The sequence below is a fragment of the Pseudomonas cremoricolorata genome, assembly GCF_000759535.1.
Lineage (GTDB): Bacteria > Pseudomonadota > Gammaproteobacteria > Pseudomonadales > Pseudomonadaceae > Aquipseudomonas > Aquipseudomonas cremoricolorata_A.
The window spans coordinates 1,106,318-1,122,169 of sequence record NZ_CP009455.1 but is presented as its reverse complement, the minus strand read 5'-3'; the positions used below and the strand labels follow the sequence as shown (position 1 = coordinate 1,122,169).

General features: G+C 65.7%; 13 protein-coding genes. 3 read left to right on the top strand and 10 right to left on the bottom strand.

Translation table 11 applies throughout. The features are described 5' to 3' along the window. Nucleotides 1-12: 12 nt before the first annotated feature. The 10 genes from LK03_RS04750 to tssA form a co-directional block, all read right to left on the bottom strand. Nucleotides 13-447 carry a DcrB-related protein gene (locus tag LK03_RS04750; protein WP_038411303.1) on the bottom strand — a complete coding sequence of 145 codons (435 nt, stop codon included), beginning with the start codon at nt 445-447 and terminating at the stop codon, nt 13-15. 10 nt (nt 448-457) lie between these two features. Beyond that, the gene (locus LK03_RS04745; RefSeq protein ID WP_038411302.1) at nt 458-2,395 is read right to left on the bottom strand and encodes a type VI secretion system tip protein VgrG; all 1,938 of its coding nucleotides are present in this window, start codon (nt 2,393-2,395) and stop codon (nt 458-460) included. Nucleotides 2,396-2,406: 11 nt separating this feature from the next. Continuing rightward, entirely contained in the window at nt 2,407-5,067 is a 2,661-nt protein-coding gene (gene tssH, locus LK03_RS04740; RefSeq protein ID WP_038411301.1) for a type VI secretion system ATPase TssH, read from the bottom strand. Continuing rightward, nucleotides 5,060-6,106 (bottom strand): type VI secretion system baseplate subunit TssG, encoded by a 1,047-nt coding sequence (gene tssG, locus LK03_RS04735; RefSeq protein WP_038411300.1) that lies wholly within the window; start codon nt 6,104-6,106, stop codon nt 5,060-5,062. Before tssG ends, tssH begins: the two co-directional genes overlap by 8 nt. After that, nucleotides 6,070-7,932 carry a type VI secretion system baseplate subunit TssF gene (gene tssF, locus LK03_RS04730; RefSeq protein WP_038411299.1) on the bottom strand — a complete coding sequence of 621 codons (1,863 nt, stop codon included), beginning with the start codon at nt 7,930-7,932 and terminating at the stop codon, nt 6,070-6,072. Before tssF ends, tssG begins: the two co-directional genes overlap by 37 nt. After that, nucleotides 7,929-8,444, bottom strand: coding sequence for a type VI secretion system baseplate subunit TssE (gene tssE, locus LK03_RS04725; RefSeq protein WP_028693319.1), 516 nt, complete (start codon nt 8,442-8,444; stop codon nt 7,929-7,931). Before tssE ends, tssF begins: the two co-directional genes overlap by 4 nt. A gap of 122 nt (nt 8,445-8,566) precedes the next feature. Next, nucleotides 8,567-9,055 (bottom strand): Hcp family type VI secretion system effector, encoded by a 489-nt coding sequence (locus tag LK03_RS04720; protein WP_028693320.1) that lies wholly within the window; start codon nt 9,053-9,055, stop codon nt 8,567-8,569. 30 nt (nt 9,056-9,085) lie between these two features. Then, a complete protein-coding gene (gene tssC / locus LK03_RS04715) occupies nt 9,086-10,582 on the bottom strand; it encodes a type VI secretion system contractile sheath large subunit (RefSeq protein WP_038411298.1) in 1,497 nt (498 codons plus the stop codon). Nucleotides 10,583-10,593: 11 nt separating this feature from the next. Further along, nucleotides 10,594-11,109, bottom strand: coding sequence for a type VI secretion system contractile sheath small subunit (tssB, locus tag LK03_RS04710; protein ID WP_038411297.1), 516 nt, complete (start codon nt 11,107-11,109; stop codon nt 10,594-10,596). A 69-nt stretch (nt 11,110-11,178) separates the two neighbouring features. After that, on the bottom strand, nt 11,179-12,204 hold the full coding sequence (tssA, locus tag LK03_RS04705; protein ID WP_038411296.1) for a type VI secretion system protein TssA: 1,026 nt from the start codon (nt 12,202-12,204) through the stop codon (nt 11,179-11,181). Nucleotides 12,205-12,575: 371 nt separating this feature from the next. Here tssA and tagH point away from each other — a divergent pair, with 371 nt between their 5' ends. Genes tagH through tssK form a run of 3 tightly spaced genes read left to right on the top strand, consistent with a single transcriptional unit; the run spans nt 12,576 to nt 15,846 of the window. Continuing rightward, on the top strand, nt 12,576-13,967 hold the full coding sequence (tagH, locus tag LK03_RS04700) for a type VI secretion system-associated FHA domain protein TagH (RefSeq protein ID WP_038411295.1): 1,392 nt from the start codon (nt 12,576-12,578) through the stop codon (nt 13,965-13,967). 46 nt (nt 13,968-14,013) lie between these two features. Beyond that, the gene (gene tssJ / locus LK03_RS04695) at nt 14,014-14,496 is read left to right on the top strand and encodes a type VI secretion system lipoprotein TssJ (RefSeq protein ID WP_038411294.1); all 483 of its coding nucleotides are present in this window, start codon (nt 14,014-14,016) and stop codon (nt 14,494-14,496) included. Between the two features lie 15 nt (nt 14,497-14,511). Beyond that, entirely contained in the window at nt 14,512-15,846 is a 1,335-nt protein-coding gene (gene tssK, locus LK03_RS04690; protein ID WP_038411293.1) for a type VI secretion system baseplate subunit TssK, read from the top strand. The last annotated feature ends 6 nt before the right edge of the window (nt 15,847-15,852 follow it).

Sequence of the window (15,852 nt, the reverse complement as noted above, 5' to 3'; positions counted from 1 at the left end):
CGCCGGGTCCGGTCAGCCGAGGTTGTCGAAGTCGAGCGATTGCTTGAGCTGGGCCCAGTGCGCAGCCTCGGCCGCGCCCAAGGGCTGCGGCTTGACATAGCTGAGCGCGAACATCTTGCGTGTGCCCGGCAGCAGCAACGCCAGCTGGTACTGGTAGACCTTGTCCTGGCCCTTGCTGAACTGGCTGCTCAGCTCGATGGCGTCGATGTCCTGCGCGGCACCGACCTTGACTGCGCTGGCCGGCACGAAGTGCAGGTCCTTGACCTGCTGCTGCAAGCGCTGCAATTGGCCGTCGAAGTTGCTCTGCAGGGTTTCGCCTTCGGCCAGCAGGCTGCGGCTGACGATCAGCGAGGTGCCCAGCGCGTCGAAGCGCAAGATGTTGATGCTGGTGTCGGTGACCCGCGCATCCGGCAGGGCGAAACGAAATTCGTTGAGGCGGTAGGTCATGAAGGTCTCGTCACGTGTTCGCGTCGGGGAACAGGCCCTCGACCGCGTCCTGAATGTCTTTCTGAATGCCCTGGCCATCGGCCGAGGTCTGCGCGCCGCCGCCCAGGTTGAGGTCGAGGGTACCGCCGGTGTTGATTTCGGCATCCTGTCTGGCGTGGAAGCTGAACTGCTCGCAGCTGATGTTGATCTGCCCGCTGGCGTTGAGCTCGATGACGCTCTTGCCGCACACCAGGCGTAGCACGTTGCCCACTTCCAGCAGGTAGCTGGCGCCGATGCTGTCGGACTTGCTGGCACCGACCATCACCACATCGTCGAAACGCACCGCCCGCAGGCGACTGGCGCCGATGGTGATCTGCTCCATCTGGCCGACCGACTGAGTGCGGTTGGCGCCAACCGAAAGGGTTTCGTTCTGCTCGACCACGGTGTCGAGGTTGCGCTCGGCGTGCACGTAGAGCTGCTCTTCGCCCTTTTTGTCTTCCATGCGGATTTCGTTGAAGTTGGCCGGCGAACCGCCCTTGCTGGAGCGGCTCTTGATGCCGCTCTGGGTGGCGCTGGCGGGCAGGTCGTAGGGCACGGTCTGTTCGGCGTTGTACACCCGACCGGTAATGATCGGCTGGTCCGGGTCGCCTTCGAGGAAGCTGACGATGACTTCCTGACCAATGCGCGGCACCTGCATCGAACCCCAGTTCTTGCCGGCCCAGGCCTGCGACACGCGAATCCAGCACGAGCTGTTTTCGTTGGACTGGTCGTGGCGGTCCCAGTGGAAATGCACCTTGACCCGGCCGTATTGGTCGGTCCAGATCTCTTCGCCGGCGGGGCCCACTACCACGGCGGTCTGCGGCCCCTTGACCAGGGGTCGCTGGGTGCTGGCCAGCGGACGGAAGCTCTGCTGCGCGTCGATGCAACTGAGGTTGCCGTGAAACTGTGCGCTGGTATTGCCGCCGCCGCTTTCCAGACGCTCCTGCACCACGTGATAGCGGGCGGCGACGATCAGGTATTCGCGGTTCTGGTCGGCGCGGGTGAAGCCGCTCAGGCTGAACAGATGACCGCTGCCAAGGCCACGGGCGTTGCCACTGAGTTCGACCCGTTCGTGCTGGGTTTGCAGCGCTTCCAGGCGGGTGCGGGCGTAGTGCTCGCCGTGCTCGCTGTGCTGGTATTCGCCGGGGTAGTCGAACAGCGGGTAGTCGCCAGCCTGGTGCGGACGCGGCATGGCCGAACGCACGTTGATGCGCGCGCCGGGGCGCTGGAAGTCGTAATCGTTGAGTTCCAGCGAGCCGGGCTGCACCTCTTGCGCCAGGTACCAGTCGTTGATGTGGTCGCGCTCGCGGTGCTGGCCGTCGGGTGGGTAGAACGGCACGCTCTCATAGCCGGCCACGCTCTGGTGCGCGCCATAGGCGTCGGCCAGCACCAGCACGTGGCGCTCCTGCTCGTGGCGGAAGTAGTAGTAGATGCCTTCTTCTTCGAGCAGCCGGCTGATGAATTCGAAGCTGGTCTCGCGGTACTGCACGCAGTATTCGCGCTCGCGGTAACTGCGGCTGAGCTGTTCCTCGAAGTCCGAAAAGCCGAGGTCGCGAAACACCTGCTTGACGATCTGCGGGGCGCTCTGGTTCTGGAAGATCCGGCAGTCGCTGGTGCGGGTCAGCAGCCACAGCCAGGGACGCAGCGTTACCCGGTAGCTGGCGAACTGGCCGCGATCCACCGACTGGCTGCAACGGGCGACGATACCGTGGAAATGGCGCTGCGCGCCCAGGCTCATCTGCAGGCTCAGGCACATCGGCTTGCCCAGCAGTTGGTTGAGGTCGATGGCCGAATCCTGGCTGGTCAGCTGCAGCTCGTATTCGAACAGCCGCCCCAGCTCGTCACTGCCGCTCATTTCACTGAGCAGCAGGCTATTGGGTGGCAGCGGGCTGGTGATCTGCGCCAGGCGGGTGAGTTGCGAGAACAGCATGGCAGGTCCTGTCAGTCGGCAGTGGCGAAGGCGTAGTGCAGGTCGTTGTGCTGGCGACTGATGTGTACGCTCGCCAGCGGCCGACCTTCGAGCAGGCGGGTGAGGAACTCGCGGCTCATGTCCGGCAGCAGGCCATTGGTGAGAATGGCGTCGATCATGCGCCCGCCGCTTTCGCTTTGCGTGCAGCGCGAGACGATCAGGTCCACCACCGCATCGTCATAGCTGAAGCCGACCCTGTGCGTGTGCTCGACGCGGCGGCGGATGCGTTCGAGCTGCAAGCGCGTGATGGCCTTGAGCATGGCGTCACTGAGCGGGTAGTAGGGGATGGTCACCAGGCGTCCGAGCAGGGCCGGGGGGAAAATCTCCAGCAGCGGACCGCGCAACTGCGTGGCGACCGCTTCGGGTGACGGCAGCGCGCTGGCGTCTTGGCACAGGCCTGCAAGCAGGTCGGTGCCGGCGTTGGTGGTCAGCAAAATCAGCGTGTTGCGAAAATCGATCTGGCGCCCTTCGCCGTCTTCCATCACCCCTTTGTCGAACACCTGGAAGAAGATTTCGTGTACGTCCGGGTGGGCCTTTTCCACCTCGTCGAGCAGCACCACGCTGTAGGGGCGGCGGCGCACGGCTTCGGTCAGGACACCGCCTTCGCCATAGCCGACATAGCCCGGCGGCGCGCCCTTGAGGGTCGACACGGTGTGGGCTTCCTGGAACTCGCTCATGTTGATGGTGATGAGGTTCTGCTCACCGCCATACAGCGCCTCGGCCAGGGCCAGGGCGGTTTCGGTCTTGCCCACCCCGGAGGTGCCGGCGAGCATGAACACGCCAACCGGCTTGTTCGGGTTGTCGAGGCCGGCGCGCGAGGTCTGGATGCGTTTGGCGATCATCTGCAAGGCATGGTCCTGGCCGATGATGCGTTTGCCCAGGTGCTGGTCGAGGTTGAGCACGGTTTCGATTTCATTGCGTGCCATGCGCCCGACCGGGATGCCGGTCCAGTCGGCCACCACTGCGGCCACCGCCTGGTAGTCGACCGTGGGCAGGATCAACGGCGTCTCACCCTGCACGGTGGCCAGGCGCGCTTGCAGGTCGACCAAGGTGGCGCGCAGCGGATTGTCGCCCTGATCGACGCTGGCGCCGCCTTCACGCAGTTGCGCGCGGGTAGCGAGCAGTTCGTTGACCAGTGCCTTTTCTTCGGCCCAGCGCGCTTCCAGAGTTTCCAGGCGCGTCTGCTCGGCGGCCAGGGCCTGCTCGGCCTGCACCTGACGTTGACCGATGGCCACGCCAATGGCCGCTTCGCGGGCGATGATCTGCAACTCGACCTGCAACGCCTCGATCCGCCGGCGGCTGTCGTCAACCTCCGCCGGCACCGCGTGCAGGCTGATCGCCACGCGGGCGCAGGCGGTGTCGAGCAGGCTCACCGACTTGTCGGGCAACTGCCGCGCCGGAATGTAGCGGTGCGACAGCTTCACCGCCGCCTCCAGCGCTTCATCGAGAATCTGTACCTGGTGGTGCTGCTCCATGGTCGAGGCCACACCGCGCATCATCAGCAGGGCCTTGGCTTCGCTGGGCTCGGCCACCTGCACCACCTGGAAGCGCCGGGTCAGGGCCGGGTCTTTCTCGATGTGCTTCTTGTACTCGGCCCAGGTGGTGGCGGCTACTGTGCGCAGGCTGCCACGGGCCAGGGCGGGCTTGAGCAGGTTGGCGGCATCGCCGGTGCCCGCGGCGCCGCCGGCACCGACCAGGGTGTGAGCTTCATCGATGAACAGGATGATCGGCCGCGGTGAGGCCTGGACGTCTTCGATGACCTGGCGCAGGCGCTGTTCGAATTCGCCTTTCATGCTCGCCCCGGCCTGCAGCAGGCCGACATCGAGGCTGCGCAGTTCGACGTCCTTGAGCGCCGGCGGCACGTCACCGGCGACGATGCGCAGGGCGAAACCTTCGACCACGGCGGTCTTGCCCACCCCGGCCTCGCCGGTGAGGATCGGGTTGTTCTGGCGCCGGCGCATGAGGATGTCGACCAGTTGGCGAATCTCGTCATCGCGGCCAACGATGGGGTCGAGCTGGCCGTTGCGGGCCTGCTCGGTGAGGTCGACGGTAAAGCGCTGCAATGCCTCCTGCTTGCCCAGCGCTGCCGGCGCCACCGCGCCACTGGCTTCACCGGGCACGCCGGCGCTGGAGCCGTCGCTGGCACCGAGGGCGTTTTCCGGCGAGTCACCGACGTACTCGTCGAAGCGCTCGCTCAAGGCCTCGATGCGCAGCTTGGCGAACTCGCCCGACAGCCCCAGCAGCGCGTTGCGCAGGCTCGGGGTCTTGAGGATGCCGACCAGCAGGTAGCCGCTGCGCACCTGGCTTGCGCCGAACATCAGGCTGCCGTAGACCCAGCCACGCTCCACGGCATCCTCGACCTGCGAGGACAGGTCGGTGATCGAGGTCGAGCCGCGTGGCAGGCGGTCCAGCGCGGCGGTGAGGTCGGCCGCCAGGCGCGCCGGCTCGACGTTGAACTGGCGCAGGATGCGCTGCAGGTCGCTGTCGGGCAGTTGCAGCAGCTGGTGCAGCCAGTGCGCCAGTTCGACATAGGGATTGCCGCGCAGCTTGCAGAACACCGTGGCGGCTTCGATGGCCTGATAGGCCAGGCTGTTGAGTTTGCCGAACAGTGCGGCGCGGCTGATTTCACCCATGGTCCGGGCTCCTGGAGGCTGTGCGGGACAGCGTGGCGTAGTGGTGGGCCAGCTTGAGGTCGCTGGCATCGTGCTCGGGGCTGCCGAGCCAGGTGTCGAAGCCCAGGCGCCGGCCGGCACCGGGTTGCAGGGCCGGCACCTGTTCGCGGCGCAGAATCAGTTGCACCTCCCAGTCCAACTCGTGGCCCAGGTACTCGGCGACCCAGGCGGCCAGTTCGCTGAAGGCTTGTCCTCCGGGCAGCAGTGCGTGGTACTGGTCGAGACTGAGCGGGCCCAGGCGCAGGCGGAACGTGTGCTGGCGATCCCATACATGCCGGCCCAGGCACGTATCCACGCCCAGGCGGTTGGCGCGCACGCCGAGCTGGCTGCGTTCGGGCAGCTCGAGCCATTGCCCGACGTATTCCTCCAGGCTCACCGGCACGCCGAAATAACTGCCGAGAATGCCGCACAGGCCATCGGGGTAGCGGGTTTGCGCAGCGAGGTGGCCGGAGTAGTGCAGCTTGGCGGTGTCGGGCAGCGGCCCCTGGCCTTGCAAGGCCGGTTGGCCGCGGCCACTGAGGGCGGCCAGGCGCCCGGCCCAGTAGTCGTCACCGGGGCGGTCGTGGCTGACCGTTGGCCGCGCTTCGGCCCAGGCCCGGTAGAACAGACTCAGCAGGCGATGGTGGAAGACATCGAGGAAACGCTTGCTGGTGGCGTCGGCGTGGTTGCGCTGGCGCTCGCGGGCGTATTCGGTCAGGTGCAGCGGTAGCGGCCCGTTGGGCCCGCCAAGGCCGAAGAAGAACTGCTCCAGGCGCGCCGGCGTGTGCTCATCGGCCGGCGTCACCGAGGCCAGGGTGGCCGGGGCGAAGGCGCTGTCCAGGCGCTGGCCGAGGCGCACCGGTTCATCGCTCAGGCGCAGCGAATGGCCGAAGCGTGGCAGTTCTGGGTGTTCGGCTTCGAGCCGGCGCAGGGCCTGGAAGAAATCGTACTGCCAGGGCTCGGCCTGCATCGCCTCGAGGATGTTCACAGGGTCGGCCTGCGTCCGGGTTTGGCTGTCCATCGCATGATCTCGCCGCGCTCGGTGGTGCGCAGCACGGTTTCGGTGAAGCTGTTGATCGACACGTAGCGGGTCAGGAAGCGCTCGAACACCGCGCCCAGCAGAAACACGCCCGTGCCGCGGAAGGCGTTCTCGTCGAAGGTCAGGGTGATCTCCAGGCCACGGCCGAAGACGATTGGCCCGGGCATCGGCAGGCGCCGCGTGCACGGCGTGCAGCTGACCTCGCGCAGGCCGTCGATCTGCAACTGCAGGGCGCTGTCGTGGCTGTCGCCGTATAGCCGCAGCAGTTCGCGCAGGGCAGCAGCGCCCTGGCCTTGTTCAGTCAGCGACAGGTAGTTCAACGACAACTGGCTGATCAGCCGCCAGGCGCGGTTGTCGTGGGCATGGCTGGGGCGGGGTCGGCTAGGCCCGGCCAGGCAGCGCACGGCACTGACCGGCGCGCTGTCGGCCAGGCTGAAGTCGCTGCGCGCGTCACCCACGGCCATGAACAGCGGCAGGTCGCGGTTGCTGCACAGCGCGCTGATGCCAAGCTGGCGCAGGTCGTGACGGTACGGCGCCTGCTGGCCATCGACCAGGCTGATGAAGGTTTCACTGCCGATGTAGCTCGAACGGTTACCGTTGCGCCGCTGTTCGCTGGACAGCACGCGCGGTTCGCGGCGCACGATGTAGTAGGCCTGATCGCGGCCATAGCGCGACGGATCACGCACGGCATAGAACGGCAGGAACGGCTGATCGGGGCCGGTACCGTGGCCACTGACCTGTTGCAACGAATGGATTTCGAAGTCCAGCGGGCGCGTACGGTCGGCGATCACATGGTGTTCGTTGACCTTGTCGCTCAGGTGGATGCGGTCGACCCGGCGCGGGAACAGATTGATTGCCGGTGTGCAGAAGGGCACGAACTGCTGGGCGCTGACGCTGCCTTCCAGGCTGCTCTCGAACCGCTCGAACAGCACCAGCAGTTCCAGCTCGTGGCCGTCGCAGCGCTCTACGGCGCGTTCCAGCCCGGCGAAGTCGACGAACAGATAACGCTGCGGCAGGGCGAAGTATTCCTGCAGCAGCCGATAGCCCTGGAACGCCTGCGGCACCACCGGCAACGCTGCGTCGCGGTCATCGAAGCCGCACGGACGCAGGGCGTGCTCCAGTGCAATGCGCTCGACCCAGTCGGCCCCCGGCTGGCGCACGAACACCGCGCAGGCACTGCCCAGCAGTTGCTCGTACAGCCGATACGGGGTTTCGTCGCTGCCGTTGAGGTACAGCGGCAGGTGCTTGAGCGGCAATTGGCAGAAGGGCATTTGCGCGCCGCTGCGCAGGGTCAGGCGCAGCCCGGCGCGGGCCTTGGGTTCGCTGGCCGCGAGGCGTCCGAGCACGGCGCCGGGGTTGCCGAAGTACTGCGCACGGGTCACTTCCAGCGGCCACAGGGTCACGTCCTGGGTACTGCGAAACTCGCACGGTGTCTGCGACTCGCGGCCCAGGTTGGCGCGCAGGGTGCTGCCCCGTGGCAGGCAGAAACCTTCGCTCAGCGAGCCTTCGTTGGGGTCGGTCTGAAGCTGCACCACGGTCATCGACGGAGTCGGTGCCAGGTAGTGCGGGTAGGCGATTTCCAGCAGGTTGTGGGTGAAGGTCGGGTACTCGGCATCGAGCTTGAGCTGCACCCGCGCGGTCAGGTAGGCGAAGCCTTCGAGCAGGCGTTCGACGTACGGGTCGGCGCAGTCGATACCCGACAGGGTCAGGCGCCCGGCGATCTTCGGGTATTCCTTGGCGAACTCCGCAGCGCCCTCGCGGATGTGTTGCAGCTCCTGGTTGTACAGCTCCAGCAGGCGCGGGTTCATGGGCGCCTCCGGCGCAGCAGCGGCGCCACCCGCACCTGCCCTGATTCCAGGTCCAGGTCGGTCTGCAGCAGCAGCGGCAGGGCGGCGGGCTGCGCCCACAGGTCGCCTTCGATCTCGAAACTCAGGGCGTTGGCGTTCATCTCGCCAGGGGCGCTTTGTGCGCGCACCTTAAGGGTGTGGGCAAGGATGCGCGGTTCGAAGTTGACGATGGCCTGGTGGATGATCTGCTCCAGCAGGCCAATATCGATGTTCGAGGCACTGTTGCCGGCCAGAGCCGGCAGGCCGTAGTTGAGCACCGACACGCCCGCCGGGGTGCGCAGGGTGGCGTCGGCGTCGAGCAGGGCGGTGGTGTTGAGCAGCCAGGTGAGGTCGCGCAGCACCGAGGCCTTGAGCTGTTGCAGCGACAGCACGCGCTTGTCCGGAGCTTCCTGCGGGTTGCCGGGGTCATCGTCGGTCAGACGATCGAGCAGCGAGGGTTGCAGGCGGTCACGGGCGGCGATGTCGGCTACCACGGATGTGTTCCTTCGAATTCGGTAGAAGATCCTGTAGGAGTGGCCGTGCCGGCGCTTCGGTTCGGCTGGGATGGGCCCGCGAGCGGGCCTTCGCGGCTAACAGCCGCTCCTACAGGACGGTGTCAGATCTTGACGTTCTGGCGCACGTTCCAGCCGTACTTGATCGCCCCGCCGTCCTTGCTGCCATCGGCCTTCTGCGGCTGATAGTCGACGGTGACCTTGGCGAAGTTCAGCGAGATGTTTTCGGTCAGGCGGTCATCGTGGCCCGAGCCGCCGGTGCTCAGCGAGCTGATCAGCACTTCTTCGAGGTTGATGATCAGGTACTCGACCTGGCTTTCGCCACCGGCCTTGCGCACGGTCAGCTTGACCTTGTCGATGTGCTTGCCGCTGGAGCAGTGGGCCATCAGGTTGGGGCTGGACTTGTCGACGTACTTGGTGATCGCCATGTCCTGGATGTTGACCTTGCCCGCACCGCCGCCGCCGCCCATGTGCATGTTGCCGGACTGCGCCATGCCCCAGCTCCAGTTGAGCACGTCGATCTCGTCCTTGTGGGCCTTGTCCATGGACTCGCCCTTGATGTCGCCGATCTTGATGAAGATGTCTACAGCCATGATGTCTCCGAAATGTCGGGTCTAAGTGGATTACGCGTTCTTCGCCGAAGGCAGCTTCGATACCAGGCGCAGCGACACCGTCAGCCCTTCGAGCTGGTAGTGCGGGCGCAGGTAGAAGCGCGAGTTGTAATAGCCCGGGCTGCCTTCGACGTCTTCCACCACCACCTCGGCGGCGGCCAGCGGGTGCTGGGCCTTGGTGGTCTCGGTGGAGTGCGCCGGGTCGCCGTCGACGTAGTTGAGAATCCAGTCCTGCAGCCAGCGCTGCATCTCGTCCTTCTCTTTGAACGAGCCGACCTTGTCGCGCACGATGCACTTGAGGTAGTGGGCGAAGCGGCAGGTGGCGAACAGGTACGGCAGGCGTGCGGCCAGGTTGGCGTTGGCGGTGGCGTCCGGGTCGTCGTATTCGGCCGGCTTTTGCAGCGACTGGGCGCCGATGAACGCAGCGAAGTCGGTGTTCTTCTTGTGCAGCAGCGGCATGAAGCCGTTCTTCGCCAGCTCCGCCTCGCGGCGGTCGGAAATGGCGATCTCGGTCGGGCACTTCATGTCCACGCCACCGTCGTCGGTGGGGAAGGTGTGCGCCGGCAGGCCCTGTACTTCACCGCCCGATTCCACGCCACGAATGCGCGAGCACCAGCCGTAGTGCTTGAACGAGCGGTTGATGTTCACCGCCATGGCGTAGGCGGCGTTGGCCCAGGTGTACTTGCTGCTGTCGGCGCCGTCGGTGTCTTCCTCGAAGGCGAAGGCCTCGACCGGGTCGGTCTTGGCACCGTAGGGCAGACGAGCCAGGAAGCGCGGCATGGTCAGGCCGATGTAGCGGGCATCTTCCGATTCGCGCAGCGAACGCCAGCCGGCGTATTCCGGGGTGGTGAAGATCTTGCTCAGGTCACGCGGGTTGGACAGCTCCTGCCATGAACCCATGCCCATCACGGTTGGCGAAGCGGCGGCAATGAACGGCGCGTGCATCGACGCGCAGACCTTGGCCATCTCGCCCAGCAGCTCGACGTCCGGCGGCGACTGGTCGAAGTAGTAGTCGCCGACCAGGCAGCCGTACGGCTCGCCGCCGAACTGGCCGTATTCCTCTTCGTAGAGCTTCTTGAACACCGGGCTCTGGTCCCAGGCGGTGCCCTTGAATTTCTTCAGAGTCTTGTGCAGGTCGGTCTTCGACACGTTGAGCACACGAATCTTCAGTTGTTCGTCGCTCTCGGTGTTGGTCACCAGGTAATGCAGGCCACGCCAGGCACTTTCCAGCTGCTGGAAGTCGGGGTGGTGGATGACCTGGTTGACCTGGGCGGTGAGCTTGGCGTCGATGGCGGCGATGATCTGCTCGATCGAGCCGATGGCATCGTCGGAGACCAGGCTGGTCTGCGCCAGGGCCTGCTCGGCGAGGGTGCGCACGGCGCTCTCGACAGCTTCCTTGGCGCGCTCGGTCTTGGGCTTGAATTCCTGCAGCAGCAGGGCCGCGAACTCGCTGGTCTGCTCGTGGCTGGCGGTCGGCTGGGCCTGGGTGTCGCGCAGTGAATCGGTCATGGGCAGGCTCCTCAGGCGCTCGGCTCGTTGTCAGCGGATTTTGGCGCGCTGGCCAGGGCCTGCAGCAGGGCAGGGTCCTTGATGGCTTTCAGGACGATGTCTTCGGCGCCGGTCTTGCCGTCCATGTAGGTCAGCAGGTTGGCCAGCTGGGTGCGCGCTTCGAGCAACTGGTTGAGCGCGTCGATCTTGCGTGCCACGGCGGCGGGGCTGAAGTCGTCCATGCTCTCGAAGGTCAGGTCCAGGCTCAGGTTGCCTTCGCCGGTCAGCTCGTTGGGCACGTTGAACGCCACCCGCGGCTGCATGGCCTTGAGGCGCGAGTCGAAGTTATCCACATCGACTTCGAGGAACTTGCGCTCGGCCACCGCGGGCAGCGGCTCGGCGGGCTTGCCGGCGAGGTCGGCCAGTACGCCCATGACGAACGGCAGCTGGACCTTTTTCTCGGCACCGTACAGCTCGACGTCGTATTCGATCTGCACCCGTGGCGCGCGGTTGCGCGCGATGAATTTCTGGGAGCTGTCTTTCGCCACGTTGTTCCTCCTGGTCGCCGTTGAGGCGCTGTGTTTCGTTGCGGGCGTTATGGGGCGCAGCCGAAGGCGTCAGTCGCTCTCCGGGCCACGAAGATTCTCGAATTGCGACAGGCCATCTGGGATCAGGTCGCGGACGATGGTGGCAAAGTCCGCCTCGACCAGATTCTGCGCACGGCGCAGCAGCACCGGCAGCGGGCTGGAGGGTTCGTGACGGGCGTAGTATTGCAACAGCCGCTCGAGGCTGGCGCGCACGTCCTGGCGGCTGTTGATCTCGCCGGGGCGTGCCACTGGGCGCGCTGCCGGGGCTTGGGCGACGGCAGGCTGCGCAGCGGCTGCGGGCGCATCGAGGCTGGCAGCGGCAGTGGCTTGGCTCGGTTGCGGCGCGTAGTCGGCCAGCACTTGCCGTGCCTGGCGCAGCGGCTGGCTCAGCGCACCCAGATCGACACCGCGAGCCGAGCCGACCTGCTCGTTGACCCGCCGTTCGATGGCCGCACAGTGTTCGAGCGCCTGTTCCAAGGCCTGGCGGGTGTCCTCGAGCAGCGTGGCGTCGGTGTCACGCAGCGCCGCTGCCAGCTCTTCGCTGCCCAGGGTGCCGGACCCCGAGGCCAGCCCGGCTGCCTGCAAGGCGCCGCGCAGGCTGACCTGGCCAAACGTGCGCGAGCGTGCCAGTACGGCATCGCGCAGCAGGTTGACGGTGGTTTCGCTGGTCAGTCCGGCCAGGGCATTGAGGCGCACGGTGGGGTCGTTGTCGTCGGCGGCGTCGAGTTGCGGGTGCAGGTGCAGCCAGTACTCGGCGAGCAGGGCGTCGATCAGCGCGAGGCTCGCGGCAAGGCCAGGCAGGCCGTGCAAGGCCAGTCGAGCCTGGCTGAGGAAATGGGTGATACGCAGGTCTTTGCTGTCGTGCAGCAAGGCTTCGCTGGCCTGCTCGAGGGCCCGCCAGTCCGGCGCTTCTGCCGGCTGCACGGCATCGCCCATGACCCGTTCCGGACGGCCTTGGGCATCCCGTTCGAGTTGAAGGAATTTCGCGTCGTATTCGAGGTCTGTTCCGCACGGAAAGTCGTCGGAAACAGGCGCCAAGAGCTGCGAGTTATTCACCGAAGAATGCGATCCTTGTCATTTCGTGATGAGGGCTTTGAAGCACTGGTTTGAGGTGTGAACTGGTCCACAAGTTCAGACGAAAGTGATATCTAAGTGATGTCATCCAGCGTTTCGAAAGTTGCGCATTTTTGGTTTATTTCATAAATGCTGTCAAGGTAAGCTAGCGCGGCGCAGCGCGCTATCAAACATTGGGTAACAGTTTTGCTGAGTTCCCGATCGCGCGGCCAGGAGTAGCCTCAGCGTTGCGATCATTGCTGAAAAATCGTGATTTTTTCATTAAATTCAATGACTTGCATGTTCGCTAAACGGCCCATGGCAGACCAGTTTCACTCAACGGACGACGAACACAATCGTATGCAGGAGGCGCGATGGCACTTTGCCTTACCATCACCAGTTACCACAAGATAACCCCGGGACAGGCCCCGGAGTTCGTGGTGGGTGAGGGTGCCATCAGCATTGGTAGAAACCCCGATAATGATTGGGTATTGCCCGACCCGGAACGCCTGGTGTCCGCGAAACATTGCATTATTCAGTACCGTGATGGGCATTATTACTTGACCGACAGTAGTACCAACGGCGTCGAGCTAGTGCAGGCCGGGGTAAAACTAAGGCGCGGCAACAGCGAGCCGTTATTGAACGGTGAAGTTATCCGTATCGGCGAGTACGAAATTCACGCAAGAATCGATTCAGCGCTGGCTCAGGGTATCGCCGGGCAGTTGGAACCTGCCAGTTTCGAAGCGCTGATGGCCAACCAGCAAGCAGCACCTGCGCAGGCGCTGCAGCCACAGTCCGCGGCCCTGCTGCAGGGGGCGCCAAGCCATCAGACGCTGCCGGACCTGTTCGATTTCCTCGAACCCTCCCGCGTGCCGCCGCCCAGTCAGCCCGACCATGTGCCGGCCCAACAGCACGATTTTCGTCCACCTGCAGCCATCGCCCCAGCCCCGCCAGAGCCTTCGCCAGAGCCGCCGTTGCCGAGCGCGGCGCCGGGCCTGATTCCGGCCGATTGGGATGCGCCCTTGGCTAGCTCAGCGCCCGCAGTGCCTGCGCCTCCAGTCCTCGAGGTGCCTGCGACGCCGAACATGCCGCCTGAGCCGGTCGCAGTCGCTGCGTCACGCCCTGACGCCGAAGCGCTCAGCACACCGACAACCCCTGCACCTGCCATGGCCGAACGCCAGGACCTGCTCGACGCCTTCCTGCGTGGCGCCGGCATCGAGCACCTGCGTGTCGACGCCGAGCAGGCCCAGGCGCAGATGGAGGCGCTCGGGCGCAGCTACCGGCTGATGGTCGAAGGGCTGATCGACGTGCTGCGCGCGCGCAGCAGCCTGAAGGGTGAGTTCCGCATGCAGCAGACCAGCATCGCGCCGTTGCAGAACAACCCGCTCAAATTCGCACCCAATGCCGATGAAGCGCTGCTCTTGCTGCTGCGCCACGGCAACCAGGCGTTCATGGCGCCTGACCAGGCCGTGCAGGACAGCTTCGATGATCTGCGTGCCCACCAGATGGCAGTGATGGCCGGCGTCGAAGCCGCCATCAAGCACCTGCTGGCACGCTTCGAGCCGGGCCGGCTGGAAGCCCGTCTGGCCCCGGCCAGTGGCCTGGCCAAGCTGTTCGGCAACTCCCGTCAGGCCCACTGCTGGCAGCAGTTCACCGAGTTGTTCGGGCAGATATCCCGTGAGGCCGAAGACGATTTCCACGACCTGTTCGGCCGCGAATTCAGCCGCGCCTACCAGGCCCACAGCACCCGCAGCCCACGCCACTGAGCGACCCCGCCGACCAGGAACCGCACCCTTGATCACGAGAACACGGATGACAATCACCAGGCTGGTCGCTGCTGCGGCCCTGATCCTGCTCAGTGCCTGTAGCAAGGACGCCACGCCCCAGGCCCCGGCCGAACAGGCGGTGCAGTTGTATTTCAGCGCGGCTGCCGGGCTCAACCCGGGCGCCAGTGGAGAGCCGGCGCCAGTGCGCGTGCGCATCTTCGAATTGAAGAACGCCGCGGCCTTTGCCCGCGCCGATTATTTCGCTCTGGCCGAACGCGCTCAGCAAACCTTGGGCAGCGATCTGATCGATCAGGACGAAGTGCTGCTGCGCCCTGGCCAGCAACTGCCGGTGCACCGTGCGCTGGACCCATCGACCCGGCAGATCGGCCTGGTGGTCGGCTATCGCGAGATCGACCGCGCGCAATGGCGCGCCGTGCTGGCGGTGCCGCCGCGTGATTACCAGATCAGCCTCGATGTGCGCGCCGTGCGCAGCGCCGTGGCCACCCCTCAACCTGCGCCTGCCCGCTAGGCCACCGGAGCTCCCATGTCCTGGAACAATCGTGTCGTCTGGTCGGAAGGGATGTTCCTCACCACCCAGCATTTCCAGCAGCAAGACCGCTACCTGGAAAACCTCATCGACGCCCGCAGCCGCCCGCTGCACGCCGCGGCCTGGGGTTTTTCCGAGCTGCTGATCGATCAGGGCTTGCTCAGCCAGGGCAAGCTGGCGATCCTCGCCGCCCGTGGCCTGCTGCCCGATGGCACACCGTTCGACATTCCCCGTGACGACCTGCCGCCGCCACCGCTGGAGATCCCCGAAGACCTGCGCGACGGCGTCATCTACCTGGGCCTGGCGCTCAAGCGCGCCGGTGCCCGCGACACCGTCGATGAAGGCGAGGCGCAGGAAGGCGCGCGCTATGTCAGCCGGGTCAGCGAAGTGCGCGACGACAATGCCGCTTTTGAAAACCGTGCGCCGCTGGCCCTGGGCAGCCGTGCCCTGCGCCTGCTGCGTGCCGAGGATGGCCTGAGCGATCACGCAGCCCTCGGTGTGGTGCGGATTCGCGAGCGCCGCGCCGATCGTGCCCTGTCACTGGATGACAGCTACATCCCGCCGTTGCTGGACGTTGCCGCCAACCCGGCGCTGTCGAGCTTTCGCAGTGAACTGCTGGGCCTGCTGCATCAGCGCGGCGAAGCCCTGGCCGGGCGCGTGGTGGCCTCGGCCAACGGTGGCGCTTCGGAAATCGCCGACTTCATGCTCCTGCAACTGGTCAACCGCGCCCAGCCGCTGATCGAACACCTCAACCAGCTCAGCCCGCTGCATCCCGAGCGCCTGTACAGCGAGCTGCTGGCATTGGCCGGTGAGTTCGCCACCTTCTGCAGCGAAGCGCGCCGCCCGCATAGCTTTCCCATGTACCAGCACGACGACCTGGCCGCGACCTTCGCGCCGGTCACTGCGGCGCTACGTGAGGCGCTGTCGATGCTGATCGACAGTAAGGCGGTGGCGATTCCCATCGTCGAGAAGGCCTACGGCATCCATGTGGCGATGCTCGCCGACCGCAGCCTGCTCGACAGCGCCAGTTTCATTCTGGTGGTGCGCGCCGATGTGCCCAGCGAAACCCTGCGCAGCCGCTTCGGCCAGCAGAGCAAGATCGGCTCGGTGGAGCGCATCCGCGACCTGGTCAATCTGCAACTGCCGGGCATTGGCCTGCTGCCATTGCCGGTGGCGCCGCGGCAGATTCCGTTCCACGCCGGCTCGACCTACTTCGAACTCGACCGCGGCAGCGAGCAGTGGCAGATGCTGCAAAGCTCGGGCGGCTTCGCCTTCTACGTGGCCGGCGAGTTCCCGGGCCTGGAACTGGCCTTCTGGGCCATTCGAGGGTGACCGCCG

Coding starts and splice junctions, on each gene's coding strand:
- LK03_RS04750 (WP_038411303.1), bottom strand. CDS start 447: ATGACCTACCGCCTCAACGAATTTCGTTTCGCCCTGCCGGATGCGCGG.
- LK03_RS04745 (WP_038411302.1), bottom strand. CDS start 2,395: ATGCTGTTCTCGCAACTCACCCGCCTGGCGCAGATCACCAGCCCGCTG.
- tssH (WP_038411301.1), bottom strand. CDS start 5,067: ATGGGTGAAATCAGCCGCGCCGCACTGTTCGGCAAACTCAACAGCCTG.
- tssG (WP_038411300.1), bottom strand. CDS start 6,106: ATGGACAGCCAAACCCGGACGCAGGCCGACCCTGTGAACATCCTCGAG.
- tssF (WP_038411299.1), bottom strand. CDS start 7,932: ATGAACCCGCGCCTGCTGGAGCTGTACAACCAGGAGCTGCAACACATC.
- LK03_RS04720 (WP_028693320.1), bottom strand. CDS start 9,055: ATGGCTGTAGACATCTTCATCAAGATCGGCGACATCAAGGGCGAGTCC.
- tssC (WP_038411298.1), bottom strand. CDS start 10,582: ATGACCGATTCACTGCGCGACACCCAGGCCCAGCCGACCGCCAGCCAC.
- tagH (WP_038411295.1), top strand. CDS start 12,576: ATGGCACTTTGCCTTACCATCACCAGTTACCACAAGATAACCCCGGGA.
- tssJ (WP_038411294.1), top strand. CDS start 14,014: ATGACAATCACCAGGCTGGTCGCTGCTGCGGCCCTGATCCTGCTCAGT.
- tssK (WP_038411293.1), top strand. CDS start 14,512: ATGTCCTGGAACAATCGTGTCGTCTGGTCGGAAGGGATGTTCCTCACC.